We start from the raw sequence: 19,286 nt of genomic DNA, 5'->3' as shown, positions 1-19,286 counted from the left end.
GACAGCGATTGGACTCATAACTCGTTGGCCGTGGGTTCGAGCCCCACACCAGACCAGTTTCTGCATTCTCGAATATGAGCTCTTGTCGTTCGGTCATCGTTTTCACAGCTGGCGAGGCCAGGGAGTTCCCGCAGACCCGCCTCTGTTGCGGCCGCCGGGCTCGAGCGGCAGCGTCGTTGAGTTTCCCGATTAGGTCATACGGGTGGGTTTGCGGCCTGGATCAATGTTCGGGCGTCGTCGCCGTGTACGGCTTGTTCGGCCAGTAGCGCGAACGTTTTCTCGTGCAGCGCGATCTCCGACGGCCGGGTGATGGTGAGTTCGGCGCTCACGGTTTCGGTGATGACCTGTGCGCGGTCGTACATCACGAAGTTCGTCGCGGGTGCTCGGTACTCGGCTCGCAGCGGGATCACCCCCAACCGCAGGTTCGGCCGCATCGACTCGCTGAGCAGGTGCTCGCGCTGCGCGGCCATGACTGCGGCACTGCCGACGGTGCGGTGTAGTGACAACTCGCCGATCAGGATATGAAACCGCCGCCCGGCTCGTTCGAGGACGCGTCGGCGTGCCATTCGCATGGCTACAGCTTCTTCCAGGTCGTCGCGGCCACCGGTGATGGCGATGCAGGCGCGCAGGACGGCACGCGCGTAGTCCTCGGTTTGCAACAGGCCGGGCAGGGTATCGGGGGCGAACCAGCGGATCAGGCGCGTTTGCCCCTCCAGCTCGATCGACTGGCGTTGCCGGTGGGTGTGCCCGGCGGCGACGGTGCGCTGCCACTCCAGATACATCGAGCGTAGGTTGCGCAGGTTGGCAACCAGGTCGTCGAGAACGGCGAGGCTCTCGCAGGCATCGCACCAAGCGGCGAGGTCCGCTTCGGAGGGTGCTTGTTTTCCGCGCTCGATGCGGCTGACCTTGCTGGAGTGCCAGCCGCACCGTGCGGCGAGTTCGACGCCGGTGAGGTGAGCGGCTCGGCGCAATTCGCGAAGGCGTGCGCCGAGCGCGGACCGTGCGTCGGAGACAGCGTTCACTGTACGTGCGTGTACTCGCTGTCGGCGTACCGGGCGTGGTCGATGCCGTTCGGCCACAGGATCGCTCGCGCTCGCACACAACGGTCGACGATTCCTGGGTCGGTGGTGATCGACAGGCCCATGAATTCTCCCGTTTCGGCGAAGGTGGTGAACGCAACGGTATCGTCGTCGAACAACCAATAGTCGTCGCGGGGTACCTCGTCAGGGTCGGCGAGGTGGCGGGGGAGCCATCGCACCGATTCGCCTGTTTCGATGCGGATGTCCGTTCGGCTGAGCAGCCACCGTGTGTAGTCCGAGTGTGGAACGGTGACCACGCGTAGTCGTTCGAGCACGACACCGCGCCCAGCCGTTTCGACCATGAGGTCGTCCCAGGCGCTCCAGGATGCGGGTTGTTCCTCTGGCTCGTAGGCCTGTCCGGCCTCCCAACGCCGCAGTGCTTCGACCTCGTCGGCTACGCCGTAGGTGTCCTGCACCTCCAGATGGAAAGCGCGATGGCGGGCCGCGCGGAACAGCGGCTCGAATATCCCGTCGCCGACGACATGCCGCATCAGCGCACCACCACGGCCGTTTCGTGGTCGGCGAGGGTGAGCTGCGCCAGGACTTCCGGCGCGGTGACGGGTTCGCCGGACACCAGAAAAGCTCCGGGCTTATCGGTGGCTTCCACCGGCAGTTTCATCCCCGGTTCGAGCCAGTCGATCAGCGCGTGAGGGACCAGGACGGCGGTCGCGCGGTCGGTGATATCGCCTTGCACCACCAGATCGCCCGTGTCGGCGGCATACACCGCCGGGCAGGTGCCGTGATCCGAGCCGGAGCCGAGAAGTCGTAAGCGCACGGTGTTCATCCTTTGCGATCGAGACGATCTGTCAGCGCAATCCTCATGTATTTATCCGCACAAGCCAACCTTTCGCGCAAAGCCACGCAAAGTTGTAGTGAATGCTGACGCTGCGCCCATAGCGTCGGTCTCGGCCTCGCCGCCGGGTCGGTCCACCAGAGCTGAACTCGGGGGGCATGATTCACTCCCCGGCGGCGGGTGCACACCAAAGACGCACGGGGACAGGGGAACAGATGGGCGGCAGGGACAGGGCGCTCGGGTTGATCCGCAAGGATGTGTTCGGCCACGGCGTGGATATTCATCAGGTGGCCGACCGGTTCGGTTACCGGGTGGTGTGGACGATCTACCTCGACACCGGCCCGCTGGTTTCCTCGTTGATCCTGGCGGGCGCGGTGATGGAACACGAAGCCGAAGCCGTGGTGGTGCCGGGATTCGAGCACGCCGACGCGGTGCGTCATGTCGTGACCGATCTCGCCGCGTTGGTCACGCCCATCCAGGTTTACCCACGTGGGCACCGGTGGCCGGTGGTCGATATGGGCCGGGCGTGATCACACTCGGTTTCCTCGTTGCGGTAGGACTTCCGCTGGCGGTGCTGGTCTGGGCGCTGGTGTGGCCGGAATAGCGGGCACGATCTCTCTGCGCGGGCCGTGCCGTGCGATGCAACGCTCGGTACCGATGGATCCCGGATAGTTCCGGTCTTCGACGTTTCGTGGGTTATTCGAGGTCGACGGCTGCCCTTACGGTCCCGTCCTCGTCTACCGGTGTCGCTGTCGGAAGCAGTCGTCGTGCGGCCGTATTGTCGCCGGTGGTGACCGCGACAATACGACGAACACCCGCGGCCACGGCAGCGATGCGTAATCTTTCGGCGACCGCTCGCCCGACTCCGCGACCGCGGTGGGAGCGGCCGATCCAGACGCCTGCCTCGAACGAGTCGCCTTGATATTCCAGTCGCGCCGCACCGACGGCCCGGCCGTCGACGGTGATGACGTAGGTGAGTTCCACCGGCCCCTCGGCCCGGAGCGCGCGTCCACGGTGGAACTCCAGAAAGGCCTGCTTGCGCTGAGCGGTCCATCCCGGTTCCCCGGCCACCGGGGGCATGACCTCCGACGGATCGGCATCGGCCACGGCCGCCTCCAGCAGCGCTCCGAGGTTGTTCTCGGACAGCGGCTCCAGTTCGATCGACATCGGGTTCTCTCGCACACCGGGAGGCTGCCGGTCGGGCCCGTAGGTGTCAACGGAATTCCGGCCGGGCAGACCATGAATTCGATGGGGCTCGGAACCACCACACCGGCTCCGGTGGGTCAGTTCCTCGGCCGGCCGGAACACGAACAGCAGGGTTCCCAGCCGGCCGGAGCTGTCGGCGGCGAGCGTCTGGGCCGCACCCAGCAGGCAGGTGGTGTGCAGGTCGCTGGACAGATGACCCGACCGACAGGGTCGTCATGGAGCCGGTGCGCACGCGGAGCGGTCTGCGCGTCCGGCCATTCTTCCCTCCGGTGGCCTGCGTTGACCGGAGACCGATCGACTCGTGCCGAATCGAGGTGGCGGCTTCCGGGCCTGCGCCCGTCGCATGGCATAAGCTGTGGCCTCGGCGATACGAATTGCCTGTTTTCCTGCTTTGCGCTCGAATAGAGATACTCGCAATATTCGGTCTGATCTGTTGAATCGAAGCGTCACCGTTTCCGCTAATGGTCCGCTGACCAGCAGTGTCGCGCTGTGTCCGCGGCGATCGTGTCTTTCGGCTCGATAACTGCCCTGCATGAACCACACGCATGAAGGATCGGTATGAAGAGCGAAAAACGTGCCTGGGTCGCAGTGTTGACGGGAACCCTCATCGTCGCCGGTGGCGGGGCGGTCACCGCATCACCGGCATGGACGCAACCGGCGTCGTTGCAGTCGCAAGGCGCCGGGGGCGACATTCTCCGTGCCGAAGCGTCGCAGCTGACGGTGTCGGCCCCCGGGATACCCGGGACGGTCCCGGCGAGGTCGACACGTCTCACCTATGCCAGCAGCGATACCCATGACGCGCCTACCACGGTGGTGGGAACGTATCTGGAGCCGCTTGCGCCGTGGACCGGCCCGGGGGAACGCCCGCTGGTGGCGTACGCGGGCGGCACCCAGGGGCAGGGCGCCGAATGCGCGCCCTCGGCGATGTTGTCGCAGGTGGTCCGCTTTCAGCCGCCGGCCGACGTGCTCTTCGAATACGACGTCATCGCGATCTATCAACTGCTCGCTCGCGGGATGGGTGTGGTGATCACCGACTATCACGACCTCAACGCGCCGGGCATCCACAACTTCCTCAACCGTAAGGCACAGGGCTACGCGGTACTGGACTCCGCGCGTGCCGCGTTGCGCCTGCCCGATACCGGCCTCGGTCCGAACTCGCCGGTCCTGTTGTACGGCTACTCCCAGGGCGGGATGGCTTCCGCGGCGGCGGCCGAGCTGCAACCGAAGTATGCCCCCGACCTGAACGTGCGCGGCGCCTATGTGGGCGGCCCCCTGGTGAGCCCCCAGGACTACATCGCGCGCTTCGACGGCCGCCCCGGTGTCGCCACGGCCATCGCATGGATCGTCAACGGTATCGCCGCCGATTATCCCGACACCCGTCCGGTGCTCGACGCTGCACTGAACAACACCGGTAAGGCGATCATGAACGCGGCGATCGGCAGATGCGGCGGCCTCTCCAGCAGTTTCACGCAACCGCAGAACACGACACAGTGGACCACCAGCGGACTGCCGCTCGCGGCAGTGATCGATGGCTCCCCGGAACTGAAAAGGGCGTTCGACGAGCAGCGGCTCGGCGGGCTCGCCCCCTCGGTGCCGGTCCGTATCTACTCGGCCAGGCACGATGAGGGAGCGCCGTACGCGGCCGTGCACGGTTTGGCCGCGAGTTGGTGCGGTGCCGGCGCGACCGTTCAGCTGGACTCGGACGCCGGTCTGCCTCCTATCTCCGCCGGGTTGCTGGGCACCCACGATGTGGCGTTCTTCCCGTCACTGATGACCTCGCAGCAGTGGGTGACCGATCGCCTTGCCAATGTGCCGGCCCCCGTGAACTGCGCGGCCCTGCCGTAATCCGGCGGGGGCACGACCGCTTCCGGCACTCCGGTATCCGGTCGGGCAGGAGATCGGCCGCTGTCACGCATCCGCGGCGGAACGCATCCGCGTATCTCGCTACCATGTCCGGCCACGGTCGGTCCAGGGGCTGTACTCTGCCCTGGGCCGACCGGCCGGGGCGTCTCGAGATATGCGGCGTTTCAGCGTTACCCGTTTACAGCAGCCATACCTAATCAAGTGTGCCGTGTGAAAAGAGCGAGACGGATATGACACTCCTCAGACGCGGGAACGCGCGCGATCACAAACGCTATCTCTGGATTCTGAGCACCGTGGCTCCTGGTTGCGCGCTGCTACCGGCGCAACTGGTGTCCTGGACCGGACTCTCGCTGTTCTGGTGGATCGGCCCGATCCTCGTGTTCGTGGTGATTCCGGTACTGGACATCGCGGTGGGCTGCGATGGCATCAGTCCGCGCGACGAAGACTACGAGGCATTGTCCAACGACCGCTATTACCGCTGGTGCACATTTCTGTTCCTGCCTATGCAGTTCGCCGGTTTGGCCATCGCGGGGTACATGTGGTCCGGCTCCGAGCTGGCGCTCGTCGACAAACTGGGCCTGACCGTAACATTGGGTATCGTGTCCGGTATCGGCATCAATGCCGCGCACGAACTCGGCCATCGGGTCGAACATTCCGAACGCTGGCTGGCAAAAATCGCGCTCGCGCAATCCGGGTACGGTCATTTCTTCGTCGAGCACAACCGCGGCCATCATGTCCGCGTCGCCACACCCGAAGACCCGGCGAGCGCCCGCTTCGGCGAGTCGCTGTGGGCGTTCATACCGCGCAGCGCGGTGGGCGGCTTCCGCTCGGCACTCGCCCTGGAACGGGACCGTCTGTCCCGCAAGGGAAAGAAGTGGTTCGGCCGGGAGAATCAGCTACTACAGGCATGGTCGATGAGCGTCGTGGTGTTCGGTTCGATGATTCTCGTTTTCGGGCCCGTCGTGATCCCCTATCTGGCGCTGCAGGCCGTGATCGGCATCGGACTGCTCGAGACCGTGAACTACCTCGAGCACTACGGTCTGCTCCGGGCCCGCCGCGCCGACGGCCGTTACGAGCGGTGCGCACCATGCCACAGTTGGAACAGCGACCGTCTGGTCACCAATGTCTTCCTGCTCCACCTCCAACGCCACAGCGACCACCACGCGAACCCCGGCCGCCGCTACCAGACGCTGCGCAGTTTCGATGAAGCCCCGCAGCTGCCGTTCGGTTACGCAACCATGGTCCTGCTCGCCGCCGTCCCACCGCTGTGGCGCGCGGTCATGGATCCCCGGCTCCTGGCCCACTACGGCGGCGACACCACGCTCGTCAACCGGAAACCGCGAAGGTCCCGGAGTGAATCGCCCGGAAAGTCCGGAGACATCCTGGTGTGACAGCTCGGCGGCGCGCGCGTGGGGTGAGTTCGCCGAGGCCCGTTTTCGGCGTCGCCTCGCCGGGGTTCCGAGCCCGCGTCATCGTGTCGAACCGCGGGGTGGGCCCGGAGGCTGGGTCGCACCCACTAATGCTTTTCGGGGGTTGGTGAACAGGCGGCCGCGATGGCCGCGGTGTCCCAGTAGAACGGGTGTACTTCGGTGATCAGTCCGCCGAGCACGGTGACGGTTTGCAGGATGGGGAAATCGAGTTCGCGGCCGGTGACGCGGGCGCGGGCGCGCACATGGGTGTGGACCACGAGCGGACCGGAATCGGACAGGATCGTCTGCTCGGCCATGTCGAAGCGGTCCCAGGTGGCGCTCATGACGAGGAAGAATCGCTCCATACCGGCATGGCCACGCCAGACGCCGCCGTAAGGGAGACCGTCGGCCTGGTGGAGTTCGACGTCCGGGGCGAAGAACGGCGCGAGCGTGGTGAACGAGGCCTTGCCCGGTCCACCGGCGGCCAGGTACTCGGCTTCGGCTCGGTACATGCCTTCGAGGACGAGCCGGGCCGACGGTGCGGAAGTCGCGGTCATGGCACCACTATCGGATTCCGGCGAATGGACTGCTGGCGGCAATCGGACAGCGCGTTCGGCGGCGGTTCGGCTGCTGTGGTGCATCCGTGAGTCGTCGGCGAATCATGCGAGACCCCCGGACCCTTCCGTGCTGTGCCGGTGCGACCGTGTCCGGGACGCGGTACTCGGGTCACTCCGCGAAGCGGGCGATTGCCGCGAGGATGGTGGCGCGCAACGCGGGGCTGCCGGTGTGCCCGGAGTCGTCCACGATCCGCAGTTCGGCGTCGGGCCAGGCGCGGGAGAGTTCCCAGGCGGTGCGCAGCGGTGCGGACAGGTCGAGTCGGCCGTGGACGAGCACACCCGGGATGCCCGCGAGTCGATGGGCGTCACGCAGCAGGCTGCCGTCCTCCAGCCAGGCGGCGTGGGCGAAATAGTGGGCGCAGATCCGGACGAAGGCCAGCCGCGCCGCATCGGGTTTCGCGCTGTACTGACCCGGCGTGCCGAGATCTTCGTGCGCGATAACCGCGTCCTCCCATGCGCACCACCGCTGGGCCGCGGCCGCGCGGACGCCGGGATCCGGATCTTCCATCAACTGCCGGTATGCCTCGACCAGTTCGTCGTCCCGGATGCCGGCCGGGACGCCAGCGCGGAACCGCTCCCATTCGACCGGCAGCAGCAGCCGCAGGCCGTGGTAGAGCCAGTCGATCTCCTCCCGGCGGGTGGTCGTCACCCCGGCCAGCACCATGCCGGTAACCCGCTCCGGATGACGTTCGGCGTAGGCGAGGATCAGGGTCGAACCCCACGAGCCGCCGTAGAGCAGCCACCGGTCGATACCCAGATGTTCGCGCAGCGCCTCCATATCCGCGAGCAGATGATCGGTGGTGTTGTGCCGCATATCGACCACCGGATCCGCGGCGTGCGGCAGGCTTTCGCCACAACCACGCTGATCGAACAGTACGATCCGGAAGACCTCCGGGTCGAACAGGGTGCGCGCGCCGCGGCGGCCGCCGCTGCCGGGACCGCCATGGACCACCAGCGCGGGGCGGCCTTCCGGGTTGCCGCTGGTCTCCCAGTAGATCCGGTTGCCGTCGCCCACGTCGAGCAGGCCCGAATCGTAGGGTTCGATCGCAGGAAAGGGTTGCCGGAGTTCCGAAGCGGTCACGGTGAGCAACGGTAGTGGGCGGCAGACCGGTGACTACGCGGTGGACGGTGACGCAGGTCTGCCCGCGATTTCGGCTCGTGAACCGGAGGGGCGGTCGATTTCGAACACTATGACCCCGGCTACCCGGTTGCCCAGGCGCGCGATACGCGAGACCTCCGCTGTGGCGGCGCGGGGCGGGACCACGCGCGGCGCACGCAGGGTGAGCGGGCCACCGGGACAGCGCAACCGGGCGTGACCCGCGGCCACCGTGTTCTTCGCCCACTGGGTCTCGCCGTGGAGGAGAACGACCGCGATTGTCCCGCCCCTGCGGAAGATACAGATGGGAGTTTCGTATCGGGGCGGCGGGGATCGCTGAGCAGGTGGCGGGCGGTCGGAGGCCGCCTGGACCAGCCGGCGGTCGTCGAGCCGGCGGACCGGCTGGCCGCGGAGGAACTCGCGGGTACGGTCGAGATCCCCGGCCTCGGCCAGTGGTTCGGTGAGCCGCCAGTGCAGGGCGGCTGCGGGCTGTTCATAGGGCAGGGGGGCGTTCGGCGGCGACCGCTCGCACGGCGGCCGCAGTGTCGTGGCCGGTCGCCTCGGCATGGGAGAGCCGCGCCGCGAGGTCGGGCCGTTTCCAGGTGTATTCGAGCGTCTGTAGGACGTTTCAAGAGCCGGGAATCCAGACGAAAAGTAGAGTCACTCAGGGCGGCCAGAGCATCGACGGCGCAGTGGTGCCTGGTCCGGAATCCGCGGGCGTAGGTCTGCTGTCAGCGAAACGGGAGGGCTTGACCAACACCGAGCTGGCAGGGTGGGGGCCATGGAGAAGGACTTGCGAGAAGCCGAACGGCGACTTCAGGCCGCGCAGCTGGCTGGGGATGTCCAGGTGCTGGATGAGTTACTCGATGATCGGTTGATCTTCACGCTCGGCGCCGACACGGTCACCAAGGCCGATGATCTCGAGCTGCACCGCACCAAAGCTCAGATCGTGAACAAGCTGGAGGAAGAACAGCTGACTGTACTGGTGGAAGGGACAACCGGGGTCACGTGGTTCCTCGGCCTCGTCGAGGGAAGCGTTCACGGGTCACCATTCGCGGCCAGGATGCGTTATACCCGCACCTGGGCGCACGACGACTCCCATGGCTGGCGGGTCGTTGCCGCTCACGCCTCGGCGGCCGAGTAATCCACCGTCGCTGTGGTGTTCCCCGCCTGATTCGACATTGTGGGAAAGACGCCGCCGCCGCGTCTTGGACGCCGCAATCACGCGCGGATGCCGGCCGGGATCAGACCGGGATGCCGCCGAGCGCGCCGAGGAAGCGCCAGGTCGCCAGTTCGTCCTCGGGGCCGCCGAGGTCGGTCTGGGTGACGAGCAACTCGGTCGCGCCCGCCTCCACGTAGCGGCGCAGTTGTGCTTCGACCTCGGCCGCGGGGCCGATAACGGCCAGTTCGGCCGCGGCGGCGACACCTTCGCGGTCCAGGACCGCGCGATAGGACGGGATGCCCTCGTAGAAGGCCATCTGTTCGGCGGCCCGGGCCCGGACCTGCTCGGGACGGTCGGTCACCACCACCGCGACCCCCGCGATCACCCGGGGCCGGGGCCGGCCCGCGGCCCGGGCGGCGACCTCGGCCCGCGGCACGATATCGCCGCCGAGGGTGCGTGGTCCGGCCAGGAACGGCACGATTCCGTCGGCGAGTTCACCCGCGGCGGCCACCGCCTGCGGACCCATGGCCGCCACGACGATATCGGGCCCGTCGCCGCCGGCCACCGCCGCCGGGAGCGGTGGCGCCGCGGAAACGGTGTGCCCGGTGAAATCGACCGTCCCCGTGGTGAGTACCGAGCGCAGGACGGTGAGGTACTCGCGCAGCCGGCGGATCGGCCGCTCGATGCGGATCCCGAACGCGGGTTCTTCCAGATCCCGCGCGCCGAGGCCGAGACCGAGGGTGAACCGGCGATGGCTGGCGGCATGGGCGGTCTGCGCCTGGCTCGCGACCACGAGCGGATGGCGCGGGTTGATCGGGACCACCGAGGTGCCGACGTGCAGGCCCGGAACCGCGGAGCCGACCACGGCCGCCAGCGACAGCGAATCGAAATCGAAACGCTGCCCGAACCAGGCGCGATCGATGCCGCTCCGCTGGAGGAGGCGGGCCCGTTCGATCACATCGTCGACGGCATTGGTGGCGGCGGGGCGGGGAGCGAGGGCGATTCCGATCGGTGCGCTGAGTGCCATGTCGGCGCCAACACCCCGGCCGGTGGAACGTATTCCGTTTCACTCACACCGAACGGGAACGGCGACAAGGATCGGGGGTACCGGTACGGTGACCGCCGCTGATTTTCACTGCGGGGCGGTGGCAGCGGCCGTACCGGCCTTCCTGCCACCCTTCAACCACAGTGCCGCACCGGGCTTGCGCGCCTCGCGCCGGATCTGCCAGAGGGTGCCCTTGCAGATGGCTTCCTTCACCGTCGCGGCCACCCGGCCTGCCAGGAAAGCCTCTACCGGTGTGTCGTCGCGGCGGGCCACCTGGATGACCGCCCCGCGGCGGCCCAGACTGATAGCCGATCCGACGAACGCCTGATCGATGGGTGCGGCGATATCGCCGGCGAGCCGGCTCAGTACGGTATCGGCGGCCTGGGCGCCCAGCGGGATCGCGGCCTGGCAGCTCATCCGCAGCGGCTGCCCGGAGGGGGCCGCCGCGTCCCCGGCGGCGATCACCCGGTCGTCGTCGACGCTGGTGAGGGTTTCGTCGGTGCGCAGCCGGCCCAGCTCGTCGGTGGTCAGGCCGCTGGCGCGGGCCAGGTCCGGCACCCCGAAACCCGCGGTCCAGACGGTCACCGCGCTGGGCAACACCGTGCCGTCGCCGAGGACGACGGCCTCGCGGCGGACCTCGCCGACGACCGCGGTATCCAGGACCTCCACACCCAGCCGGCGCAGCCGGGCGGCCACCGCACGGCGGCCCGGCGCGCTGAGCGCGGGTCCCAGTACACCGCCGCAGATCAACCGCACCGTCCGGCCCTGCTCGGCGAGTTCGGCGGCGGTCTCCAGCCCGGTCAGGCCGGCGCCGACGACCGTGACCGGGGCATTCGCGGCCGTCCCGGCGAGCGCCGCGCGCAGCCGCTGCGCCTGCTCGAGTTCGGCGACAGAGCAGGCGAATTCGGCCGCGCCGGGCACCGCCGAGCCGGGCGCCGCGGTGCTGCCGACGGCGTAGACGAGGTAGTCGTAGGCCAGTTCCGCACCGGCGGTCGTGTGGATCGTCCGGGTGCCGGTGTCGATCCGGGTCGCGGTGTCGACGAGCAGATGGATCCCGGTCCCGAGCAGGGAGTCGTAGCCGGCTGTCGCCGTACCCGTACCGGCGGCGAGCTGATGTAACCGGATACGTTCGACGAAATCCGGACGTGGATTCACCAGGGTGATCTCGAGGTCCGGCCGTCGGCGCAAGCGGTTGGCGGCCAGGGTTCCGGCGTATCCGCCGCCGATCACGACCACATGGGTGCGCTGCTGAGACATGGTGGCTCCGTTCTCTGGGGTCCTACCACTGGAGACGAGACCGGGCCGGGGTGCGTGACGCGGTGTGAGCACCGTCTCGGCCGGTGTCCGGACACCCCGTGCCCGCGGGTTCCGGGGTGAGGTTTCGACGGTGTTCCGTATGTCGGTGCCGGTTGCTACTTTTCGCGTCGAAGCGCAACGACGACGAGCGGGACCAGTATGACCACGGCAACCACGACCTATCTCGAACTGTCGGAGGAAGGAGGATCGGCGCATAAGTTCTACGAGGTCGCGGTGGACGGCACCCAGGTGACGATCCGGTACGGCCGGATCGGTGACCAGGGGCAGAGCAAGGTCAGCTCCTTCGCCGACGCGCAGAAGGCGCAGGCGGCGGCACAGAAGAAGATCGGCGAGAAGGTCCGCAAGGGCTATGCCCCCGCGGTCCCGGGGGCGCGGGCGGCGCGGACGGTCACCCGGCGGGCGATCACCAGCGGGCGTTCCACCGCCCGGACCGCGCCGGTGCTGTGGACCTTCGATTCCGGTGCCGCGGCGTTCGGTATCTTCATCGACTCCGAGCGCTGCTGGGTGGGCAACGAGAACGGCGATGTCTTCACGCTCACCCCGGCAGGCGAGGTGACCGGGCGCTTCCGGCTGCCCGACTCGGTCAAATGTATTGTCGCCGACGACTTCTGGATCTACGCCGGCTGCGACGACGGCCGGGTCTACGATCTGTCGGGCAAGGTGCCGCGGGCGGCCTACGATATCGCCGCCGATGTCGACATCTACTGGCTCGATATCCACGACGGCATTCTCGGTGTCTCCGATGTGCAGGGCGGCCTCACCGTGATCGACCACGAGGAGGAATCCCTGTGGTCGCGGCGCAGCGACGGGGATTCGGGCTGGATGGTGCGCATCGACGCGGACGGGGTGTACCACGGGCATTCGGGCGGGGTCACGAAATACGACCTGGGCTCCGGCAACCACCAGTGGCATCGCGGCACCGGCGGCGCGGTGCTGTTCGGCTGGCAGGAGGCCGCGGCGGTGTACGCCGGTACCGCGCGTAACCAGGTGCGCATGCTGGACAAGGGCGGACGCGCCGACCGGACGTTCCAGTGCGACGCCGCGGTGTACTCGTGCGCGGCCTCCCCGGACGGTCGCTACGTTTTCGCCGGTGACAACTATTCGTCGGTGTACTGCTTCGACGCCGACGGCCGCCGGCTCTGGAAACTCGGCACCGGCTGCGGTTCGGCGTATTCGATGCAGTACCACGACGACCGGCTGTACCTCGTCACCACCGCCGGTACCCTGGCCTGCCTCGATGTGAGCGAGACCGCGGTCCGCGACGCCGAACAGGGTGTGCTGCCGCGGACCGTCTCGGTGAAGGCGCCGCCGCTGGCCGCCGTGGTGCCCAGCAACACCGTGGAGGTGGCCACCGATGCCGGGGGCGGCGTGGTCGTCGAATGTATCGATGTGGGTGGGCGTCTGCGGGTGCACATCGTCTCACCGGGCTACCGGCGGGAATGGAATGTGCAGTTCCCCCGGGATATCCGGCAGGCCGGCACCCGCTATGTGGTGGACGGGGTGGCCGAGTCGGCGCGCGGCGGGTTCTACCGGGTGCGCGGGGACATCCGCCGGCTGACCTGATCAGGCGCTGCGCGCACCGCTGTACGGCGGGAAATCCGCCGGTAGTTGCGCCCAGGCGATGCCGCCGCGGCACAGGTAGAAGATGGCGTCCAATACCAGTCCGACCCGCTGCCGGCCAGGATCGACAACGTGCGCCTGCACGATGACGCTGGCCGACCGACCGCCTATACCATCGACTACAACCCAGGCCCGAAGATCGCCGGCGTGTTCGTGCTCATGTTCTGCCTGGTGGTGGCGGTATTTCTGGTGCGGATGGTCATGCGTTACAAGAGAAGCCGACACCGCGCCCCATGCCGCCGTCACAGACCGCCGGATGCCCGAGCCTGCTGCCGCACGCGCAGCTTCATGACCAAACCGGGGATGCCAACCGCGAGCAGGGCCGGGATCGCGGCGACGATCCCGAACCAGAGGAAGATGGCGAGATAGCCGTAGGCGGCGTTGTCCACGTCCGCGTCCGCCTTCGCGAGAAGGATGAAGCTCGCCACGAGCGCAACCAGCACGAGGACCGCGATGACCGCCGCGATCCAGACGAGGATGTTTGCCCATCGCCGGTAGGCGACGCTCACCTCACGGGCCCGCGGTGGTCCGTACGCATCGGGCGCAGCGGGCAACTGGGCGGGGTGAGGGGCTGACTGCTGTTCCGGCATGGGTGCCACTCTCGCACCTCACCGCCGCAGCTTCCCGGTGGTGGCCAGTGAACTCACCGGTCACCAGTGGCGGCGAATCCGGAGGCCGCGTTATCGCACGCCCACAGGGGGGATCGCGGACGGGCCGCGAACTGCCGAGTAGTCGGTATCAGGTGGCGGCAGGTGCGGAGGAACCGTGGGCGGTACCCGGTCCGCTTCAACAGCTTCTTGACTCCGTACCGACCCAGTCCGGCGAGCACCCGCGGGTTGGTGAGGAACTCCGACAGCGATTCCTGGACATTGAATACGCGGCCGAAATGTTCGTCGATCGCCCTGTCCTGCCACACGGCCTCCGCGAAGAACTGAAAAGCCTTTCCACTGGGCAACCGACGCTCGGTAATCGAGCTTGCCGCCCCTGGTCGCGGCATTACGCCGCAATTCCCGCGAAATCGTCGAAGGGCTACGACCCAGCGCTGCAGCGATTTGCCGGACACCGCTGCCCCGGGCGCGCAGCAACGCGATCTCTTCCCGCTCGGCGAACGACAGGAACCTGCCCGACGGAGGGCTCCACGAATACGGCGACATCCCGCCAGCATCGCGGAACCATCGCGTCCCCGCGACCGGTGAGACATCCACCGCGACAGCACATTCCGTCGGCAGATCACCCCGGGCGATCTCGTCCCAGAATGCACGCTCGACCACACGCTGATGCCCGGGATGCCCCGGCGACCGCATCGGAGCTCGACCCGTAACCTCCCGAACCCAATCCGACGGCCTTCCCACAACACCCTCCTGACCTCGGATGTTGCTTCCACCGGTTGAACCTGCTAAATACACCAGCTACGACTTCGGGGAGAAGCTGAAACGGATGGGCGTGCGGCAATCAGTCGGCCGTACCGGCGTGCTGGGACAACAGCATGGCCGAATCACTATCTTCCGCTCTCGCTCCACGGTGTCCGGGATGTGGTTATCGGTGGGATGTGCTCAGCGGCGGGCAGCCATCCGTAATCGGTGTCGCCCTGTGGCAGCCGGGTGTACTTCACAGCGTCCATCAGCTTGTCGTAGATCAGCCCGATGAGGTCGCCGTTCCCGAAGTTTTCCCGGCCCACGGCCATGACACGCTCGAACGCAACGGGCAGCGCCCTTTCCGGATCGAATCGACCGAAGCTGTCGAAGCAGGACGCAGGCAGGTGACGGCGTTGCCAGGCATCGAGAGTGTAGGTCGAGTTCTTCGCTTCATGAAGCTCGGTCAGCATTTTCGTGACAGTGTCGCGCGCGGCCCCCTTTCCGGCGAAATCCACGGTTCGACCGAACTCGCGGATCATCGCGGAGTAAGCCGGGCGAGTTCCGGCACCCTGGTGGAGAACGCCCTCGTGTGCGGTTGTGGGGGCGGCTCGGTGAAGGAGCTCGAGCGCCCAGTCCAGGTTGAACACGATGGATTCGGTACCGAATCCGGCGCGGCCCTTGTCCTGGGACATGGTGGCTTCCACCGGGGCCCGGCTGTCGGCGAGCCGCGAGATCTCGACCCTGCCCGGGACAATATTGCGCAGGTCCGCGTGTCCAGGGTGGGTGTACACGTCGATCAGCGCTCGGGCTATCTCCCGCATGACCTCCGGATGCGCGTGTGAGTCCGAGTCGAAGCTGCGCACCTCGAATGTGCCGGTGTGGGTCAGACTGTGAACTCTGCGCTCGAGTTCCGCTGCGATGCCCTCCGGGGACAGCTCGGTCCATCGGTCGACCGGAGCACCGAGGAGCCGCCGGACCTCGCCGTCCGGTGGGTCCGGTTCGGGCAGCGCCGGGCGGGTGGTGTCGGCATCGCGGTCCGATCCGGTCGCCTCGGAATCGTAGAAGTGCTGGTAGGCGGATTGCAGGGTGTTTTCCGATACCAGGTTTTTGTCGAGCAGGTTCCGTAGCTGCTCGCGTGACGGTTCGGATATGCTTTTTTCCCAGACACCGATGGTTGTCGGGCTGACGCCGAGTAGTTCGGCGAATTCGGTTTGGGTAATGTCTCGGTCTTTGCGGATGTCGGCCAGCCAGGTGCCGAGGGTGGGGTAGACGGTGGGGTCGTGGATCTGGGGTATCAGTGGTGGGAGTCCGTCGCGGAATTCTGCCAGTTGGCTGTAGAAGTGCCGGTAGGCGGATCGCAGGTGGTTTTCCGGTATCAGGTTCTTGTTGTAAATTTTTCGTAGCTGGTCGAGTGAAGGTTTGCGGCTGCCCGTTTCCCACCTATCGATGGTTGTCGGGCTGACGCCGAGTAGTTCGGCGAATTCGGTTTGGGTAATGTCTCGGTCTTTGCGGATGTCGGCCAGCCAGGTGCCGAGGGCGGGGTAGACGGTGGGGTCGTGGATCTGGGGTATCAGTGGTGGGAGTCCCTCGGGGAATCTTTTCGTGTCGGTGTAGAAGTACTGGTAGGCGGATTGCAGGGCGTTTTCCGGTACCAGATTCTTGCTCAGCAGCATTCGTAGGTTCTCGAGTGCAGGTTTAGATCTTCCTGCTTCCCATTTATCGATGGATGACGGGTGGATTCCGAGGTGTTCGGCGAACTCGACTGGGTTCATGCTGTGCTGTCTGCGGATATCGGCAAGCCAGGTGCCGAGGGTGGGGTAGACGGTGGGGTCGTGGGTCTGGGGTGTCAGGGGTGGGAGTCCGTCGGGGAATCTTGCGGGGTCGCTGTAGAAGTGTTCGTAGGCGGATTGCAGGACGCTTTTCGATAGAGCATTCCTGTCGAGAAAATTCCGTAGCTGCTCGAGTGGCGGTTTGTATAAATCTGTTTCCCAATTATTGATGGATTTCAGGTCGACGCCGAGTAGTTCGGCGAATTCGGTTTGGGTAATGCTTCGGTCTTTGCGGATGTCGGCCAGCCAGGTGCCGAGGGTGGGGTAGACGGTGGGGTCGTGGGTCTGGGGTGTCAGGGGTGGGAGTCCGTCGGGGAATCTTGCGGGGTCGCTGTAGAAGTGTTCGTAGGCGGATTGCAGGGCGCTTTCCGGTACCAGATTCTTGCTCAGCAGCATTCGTAGGTTCTCGAGCGAAGGTTTAGAACTTCCTGCTTCCCATTTGTCGACGGATGACCGGTGTATTCCGAGGAGTTCGGCAAATCCCGTTTGGGACATGTTGTGGCGCTCGCGAAGAGCGCGAAGCCATTCGCCGAGCGTGGTGTCGTTGTCGTCGCCGCTGCTGTTCTCCGCGTTGTTGTTGTCGCCGTTGCCGGATCCGCCGGACTCATTACCACGGTTACCGCCACCGGGTTCGGCAGCGACATCGGCGCCGGCTTCGGGACCGGTTGCGCTGGTGGTAGGTCGATCATCGTGGGCAAGGATGGAAGCGTCACCGCCGGTGGAATTGCCGACTTCGGCAAGCGGCGGTGCGCCGGCACTGCGTCCGGTGACCGCGGATCGGCCGGTGGGTGCGGCAGCCGTAGACCAGGGAGGTGCAACGGCAGCACCGGCGGCGGATGTGGAGTACATCGGTTCCGGTGCCGGGGTGCTGGGCAGGGGGCTGCCGGTGTGGGGATGCCAGGGTGATGGGCCGTGCTTCGCCGGAAGGGGTGCGGGCCGGGCCATTTGCTCAGCGGTATAGGACCAAGGGGCATTCGGATGCTCGTCGGATCGGCGGTCGATCCCCACGGCGGACGGGGCGGCCGGGATACGGGCAGGCGGGCTGGGCACGTCGGCATCGTCTGTATGGCCGGTGGCGGCGCCGCTGGCTGTGGTGGCTGTGGTGGTGGAGTCCGCGCCTGCCGCGATCACCAGTCCGCCGGTGCTCGATATGGGAAGAGCCGAGGTGTCCGGGAAGGTGGTGGACGCATCTGAGGTACCCGAGGTATCGCCGATCGGCGTGGTCGTGGCCGTCGAAAGAACTGGGACCGGGTGTGTGAAGTCCGGGTCGAGCGGGTTCGCGGTAGGTGTCGAAGGGCTGAAGTCGCCCGGGTTCGCGGTGATTGCCACGGGGGAGACCGTGCTGGTGCCGGGATCATGGGTCGTGTCGGTGCCCGTTCGAGCGCCGGGCACGTCGTCCGGGCGGACTGTGGACGATGCGTCCGCCCCGATTGCCGGACCGATATCGGCGGGGGCTTTCGGTGTACCGGCGGTATCGATCGTCTCCCCGGTAGTGTCCGGGACGGCGGTAGGTGTGTAGGTGCCGTTCGGCGGCGGCAAAGTGGTAGCCGTGCGGGTAGGGGCCGGGGTCTCGGTGACCGTATGGGGCGCGGAGCCGATGGTACCGGCGTCGATCAGTCGACGAGTGACTGTGTCGAGGTCGCCGGGTCCCTGCCCCACCAGGGCGGGAAGTTCGGGTACCGGAGTTCGCGAACCGGTGGCGCCGCGGTGAGCGTGCACAGTGTGCGCTCCGCCGGAGATCAACCCTTCCAACACACCGTTCACCACATTCATCCACACTTCGTTGCCCGGTGGCGCCGTCCATTGCCCCGCATACGCGCTGGCCGCACCTGCCGCGCCTACCGCACCCCCCACACCACCCGCGACACCCGACACCCCGCCCGCGAACAGCACCGCACCCGCGGTCCCCGCCCGGGTACCCGACTCGTGCAACCGTGTCATCACCGCGTTCACCGGCCGCAGATAAAACACCCCTGCACTCGCCACACCACCGGCGACACCACCTGCTCCCGCGGTCACCACCGACTGCCAATCGATCTCTTCCCGCCGCCCCTGAACCTGCTGCCACACCTGCGCACCCCATGTGATCCCCCCACCGAGGCCCGCGCCCAGCACCCCCGCACCCATCAGCAGCGCCGGCCGTGACCCCGCGAAACGCTCCCCCGACAACGTCAACAACTCCACCAACCGCGTCAACGCCACCCGCCACCCCGCCCGCGCCGCCGCCCGATGCGCCGCTGCCGCCACCGGCGCACCCCCCGCCAGAAACATATCCGCCACCAACTCGGCCACCAACGCGAACGCCATGCACTTCCACGTCAACTGACCCAGATCGGTCCCCAACGCCCCGTCGGCGCACTGCGCAGCCAGACTTCCGCAGAACTCGGCCTGCCGGCGTTTCTCGGCCGCCGACCCCGCCGCCGACCGCTGTAACTCCGCACCGGCCGCACCACCGAACCGCCCCGGCACCGACGCCACCACCGCATCGAGCCGATCCGCCTCGGCCAGACACGCCTCCCTCGCTGCGGACCACGCCTCCCCGCCGGCCCACATCTGTTCCGCGTTCCCCCGCGGATACGGCCCCATCACCTGCTCACACAACGTCAGGGGAAACCCCTCGGGAAAAGCGACCACCTATCTCACCTCGGCACGACCGCTGACCGACGTCAACAGGACAACGTCCGTACACCCACCCCGGCTACCCGCCACCGGGATCCACCCTCTGCGCTGCCCTCGCGGGCGGTGTGGTTCCAGCGGATATATCCGGAGCTGCCCCTGTGAAACGGACTGGCGCGTTGTCGTTCTGCATCGGAGTTACCGTCGTGGCCGGGTCACGGGCTCATCGCGTGGCGCATTGCAGATCGGCGAGGAATTCGTCGAACTACCGGTTGCCGG

Annotated in this window: 18 protein-coding genes and 1 pseudogene; 5 read left to right on the top strand and 14 right to left on the bottom strand. The window is 67.1% G+C overall.

What is annotated here, in order from left to right; all coding sequences use genetic code 11:
• Positions 1 to 194: 194 nt before the first annotated feature.
• From NF4_RS21865 to NF4_RS21855, 3 genes are read right to left on the bottom strand one after another with little or no spacing between them, the layout of a single operon-like run.
• Complete coding sequence (locus NF4_RS21865) at positions 195 to 1,022, bottom strand: helix-turn-helix domain-containing protein (protein ID WP_063129250.1); 828 nt, start codon at positions 1,020 to 1,022, stop codon at positions 195 to 197.
• On the bottom strand, positions 1,019 to 1,570 hold the full coding sequence (locus tag NF4_RS21860) for a DUF6879 family protein (protein WP_063129249.1): 552 nt from the start codon (positions 1,568 to 1,570) through the stop codon (positions 1,019 to 1,021). Before NF4_RS21860 ends, NF4_RS21865 begins: the two co-directional genes overlap by 4 nt.
• On the bottom strand, positions 1,570 to 1,854 hold the full coding sequence (locus tag NF4_RS21855; RefSeq protein ID WP_157120501.1) for a hypothetical protein: 285 nt from the start codon (positions 1,852 to 1,854) through the stop codon (positions 1,570 to 1,572). The genes NF4_RS21860 and NF4_RS21855 overlap by 1 nt, the downstream gene beginning before the upstream one ends.
• 233 nt (positions 1,855 to 2,087) lie before the next feature.
• On the opposite strand from NF4_RS21855, the gene NF4_RS21850 reads away from it, so the two are divergent.
• Complete coding sequence (locus tag NF4_RS21850; RefSeq protein ID WP_232330596.1) at positions 2,088 to 2,402, top strand: hypothetical protein; 315 nt, start codon at positions 2,088 to 2,090, stop codon at positions 2,400 to 2,402.
• A gap of 166 nt (positions 2,403 to 2,568) precedes the next feature.
• Here NF4_RS21850 and NF4_RS21845 read toward each other — a convergent pair whose 3' ends face one another.
• Positions 2,569 to 3,054, bottom strand: coding sequence for a GNAT family N-acetyltransferase (locus NF4_RS21845; RefSeq protein ID WP_232330595.1), 486 nt, complete (start codon positions 3,052 to 3,054; stop codon positions 2,569 to 2,571).
• Between the two features lie 582 nt (positions 3,055 to 3,636).
• Here NF4_RS21845 and NF4_RS21840 point away from each other — a divergent pair.
• Both NF4_RS21840 and NF4_RS21835 read left to right on the top strand, forming a co-directional pair.
• Complete coding sequence (locus NF4_RS21840; protein WP_063129245.1) at positions 3,637 to 4,923, top strand: lipase family protein; 1,287 nt, start codon at positions 3,637 to 3,639, stop codon at positions 4,921 to 4,923.
• 248 nt (positions 4,924 to 5,171) lie between these two features.
• Complete coding sequence (locus NF4_RS21835; RefSeq protein ID WP_063129244.1) at positions 5,172 to 6,332, top strand: alkane 1-monooxygenase; 1,161 nt, start codon at positions 5,172 to 5,174, stop codon at positions 6,330 to 6,332.
• A gap of 125 nt (positions 6,333 to 6,457) precedes the next feature.
• On the opposite strand, the gene NF4_RS21830 is transcribed toward NF4_RS21835, so the two are convergent.
• The 3 genes from NF4_RS21830 to NF4_RS21820 all read right to left on the bottom strand — a co-directional run bounded on the left by NF4_RS21830 (position 6,458) and on the right by NF4_RS21820 (position 8,630).
• Positions 6,458 to 6,907, bottom strand: a complete 450-nt coding sequence (locus NF4_RS21830; protein WP_063129243.1) for a nuclear transport factor 2 family protein — start codon at positions 6,905 to 6,907, stop codon at positions 6,458 to 6,460.
• A gap of 169 nt (positions 6,908 to 7,076) precedes the next feature.
• Positions 7,077 to 8,048, bottom strand: coding sequence for a prolyl aminopeptidase (pip, locus tag NF4_RS21825; protein WP_063129263.1), 972 nt, complete (start codon positions 8,046 to 8,048; stop codon positions 7,077 to 7,079).
• 33 nt (positions 8,049 to 8,081) lie between these two features.
• The gene (locus NF4_RS21820; RefSeq protein ID WP_063129242.1) at positions 8,082 to 8,630 is read right to left on the bottom strand and encodes a hypothetical protein; all 549 of its coding nucleotides are present in this window, start codon (positions 8,628 to 8,630) and stop codon (positions 8,082 to 8,084) included.
• A 214-nt stretch (positions 8,631 to 8,844) separates the two neighbouring features.
• Here NF4_RS21820 and NF4_RS21815 point away from each other — a divergent pair, with 214 nt between their 5' ends.
• Positions 8,845 to 9,207: a nuclear transport factor 2 family protein gene (locus tag NF4_RS21815; protein ID WP_058853759.1), complete on the top strand. Its 363-nt coding sequence runs from the start codon at positions 8,845 to 8,847 to the stop codon at positions 9,205 to 9,207.
• Between the two features lie 100 nt (positions 9,208 to 9,307).
• Here NF4_RS21815 and NF4_RS21810 read toward each other — a convergent pair whose 3' ends face one another.
• The gene (locus tag NF4_RS21810) at positions 9,308 to 10,252 is read right to left on the bottom strand and encodes a TIGR03564 family F420-dependent LLM class oxidoreductase (protein WP_063129241.1); all 945 of its coding nucleotides are present in this window, start codon (positions 10,250 to 10,252) and stop codon (positions 9,308 to 9,310) included.
• Between the two features lie 105 nt (positions 10,253 to 10,357).
• Positions 10,358 to 11,527: an NAD(P)/FAD-dependent oxidoreductase gene (locus NF4_RS21805; RefSeq protein WP_063129240.1), complete on the bottom strand. Its 1,170-nt coding sequence runs from the start codon at positions 11,525 to 11,527 to the stop codon at positions 10,358 to 10,360.
• A 198-nt stretch (positions 11,528 to 11,725) separates the two neighbouring features.
• Here NF4_RS21805 and NF4_RS21800 point away from each other — a divergent pair, with 198 nt between their 5' ends.
• Complete coding sequence (locus NF4_RS21800) at positions 11,726 to 13,150, top strand: WGR domain-containing protein (protein WP_063129239.1); 1,425 nt, start codon at positions 11,726 to 11,728, stop codon at positions 13,148 to 13,150.
• On the opposite strand, the gene NF4_RS38720 is transcribed toward NF4_RS21800, so the two are convergent.
• From NF4_RS38720 to NF4_RS21785, 5 genes and pseudogenes are all read right to left on the bottom strand, one after another.
• A complete protein-coding gene (locus tag NF4_RS38720; RefSeq protein WP_198165411.1) occupies positions 13,151 to 13,453 on the bottom strand; it encodes a transposase in 303 nt (100 codons plus the stop codon).
• Positions 13,450 to 13,797, bottom strand: a complete 348-nt coding sequence (locus NF4_RS21795) for a hypothetical protein (protein ID WP_198165409.1) — start codon at positions 13,795 to 13,797, stop codon at positions 13,450 to 13,452. The genes NF4_RS38720 and NF4_RS21795 overlap by 4 nt, the downstream gene beginning before the upstream one ends.
• A gap of 53 nt (positions 13,798 to 13,850) precedes the next feature.
• The gene (locus NF4_RS38715) at positions 13,851 to 14,162 is read right to left on the bottom strand and encodes a hypothetical protein (RefSeq protein ID WP_063129237.1); all 312 of its coding nucleotides are present in this window, start codon (positions 14,160 to 14,162) and stop codon (positions 13,851 to 13,853) included.
• A pseudogene (locus NF4_RS39405) lies at positions 14,149 to 14,511 on the bottom strand (helix-turn-helix domain-containing protein); the annotation flags it as partial. The pseudogene NF4_RS39405 and the gene NF4_RS38715, both read right to left, overlap by 14 nt.
• Before the next feature lie 194 nt (positions 14,512 to 14,705).
• A complete protein-coding gene (locus NF4_RS21785) occupies positions 14,706 to 19,025 on the bottom strand; it encodes a helix-turn-helix domain-containing protein (RefSeq protein WP_157120500.1) in 4,320 nt (1,439 codons plus the stop codon).
• Positions 19,026 to 19,286: the final 261 nt, after the last annotated feature.

It is taken from the genome of Nocardia fusca NBRC 14340, from assembly GCF_001618425.1.
GTDB lineage: Bacteria > Actinomycetota > Actinomycetes > Mycobacteriales > Mycobacteriaceae > Nocardia > Nocardia fusca.
Note: the sequence above shows the minus strand (reverse complement) of the source record. Positions and strands in the feature narration are given on the sequence as shown.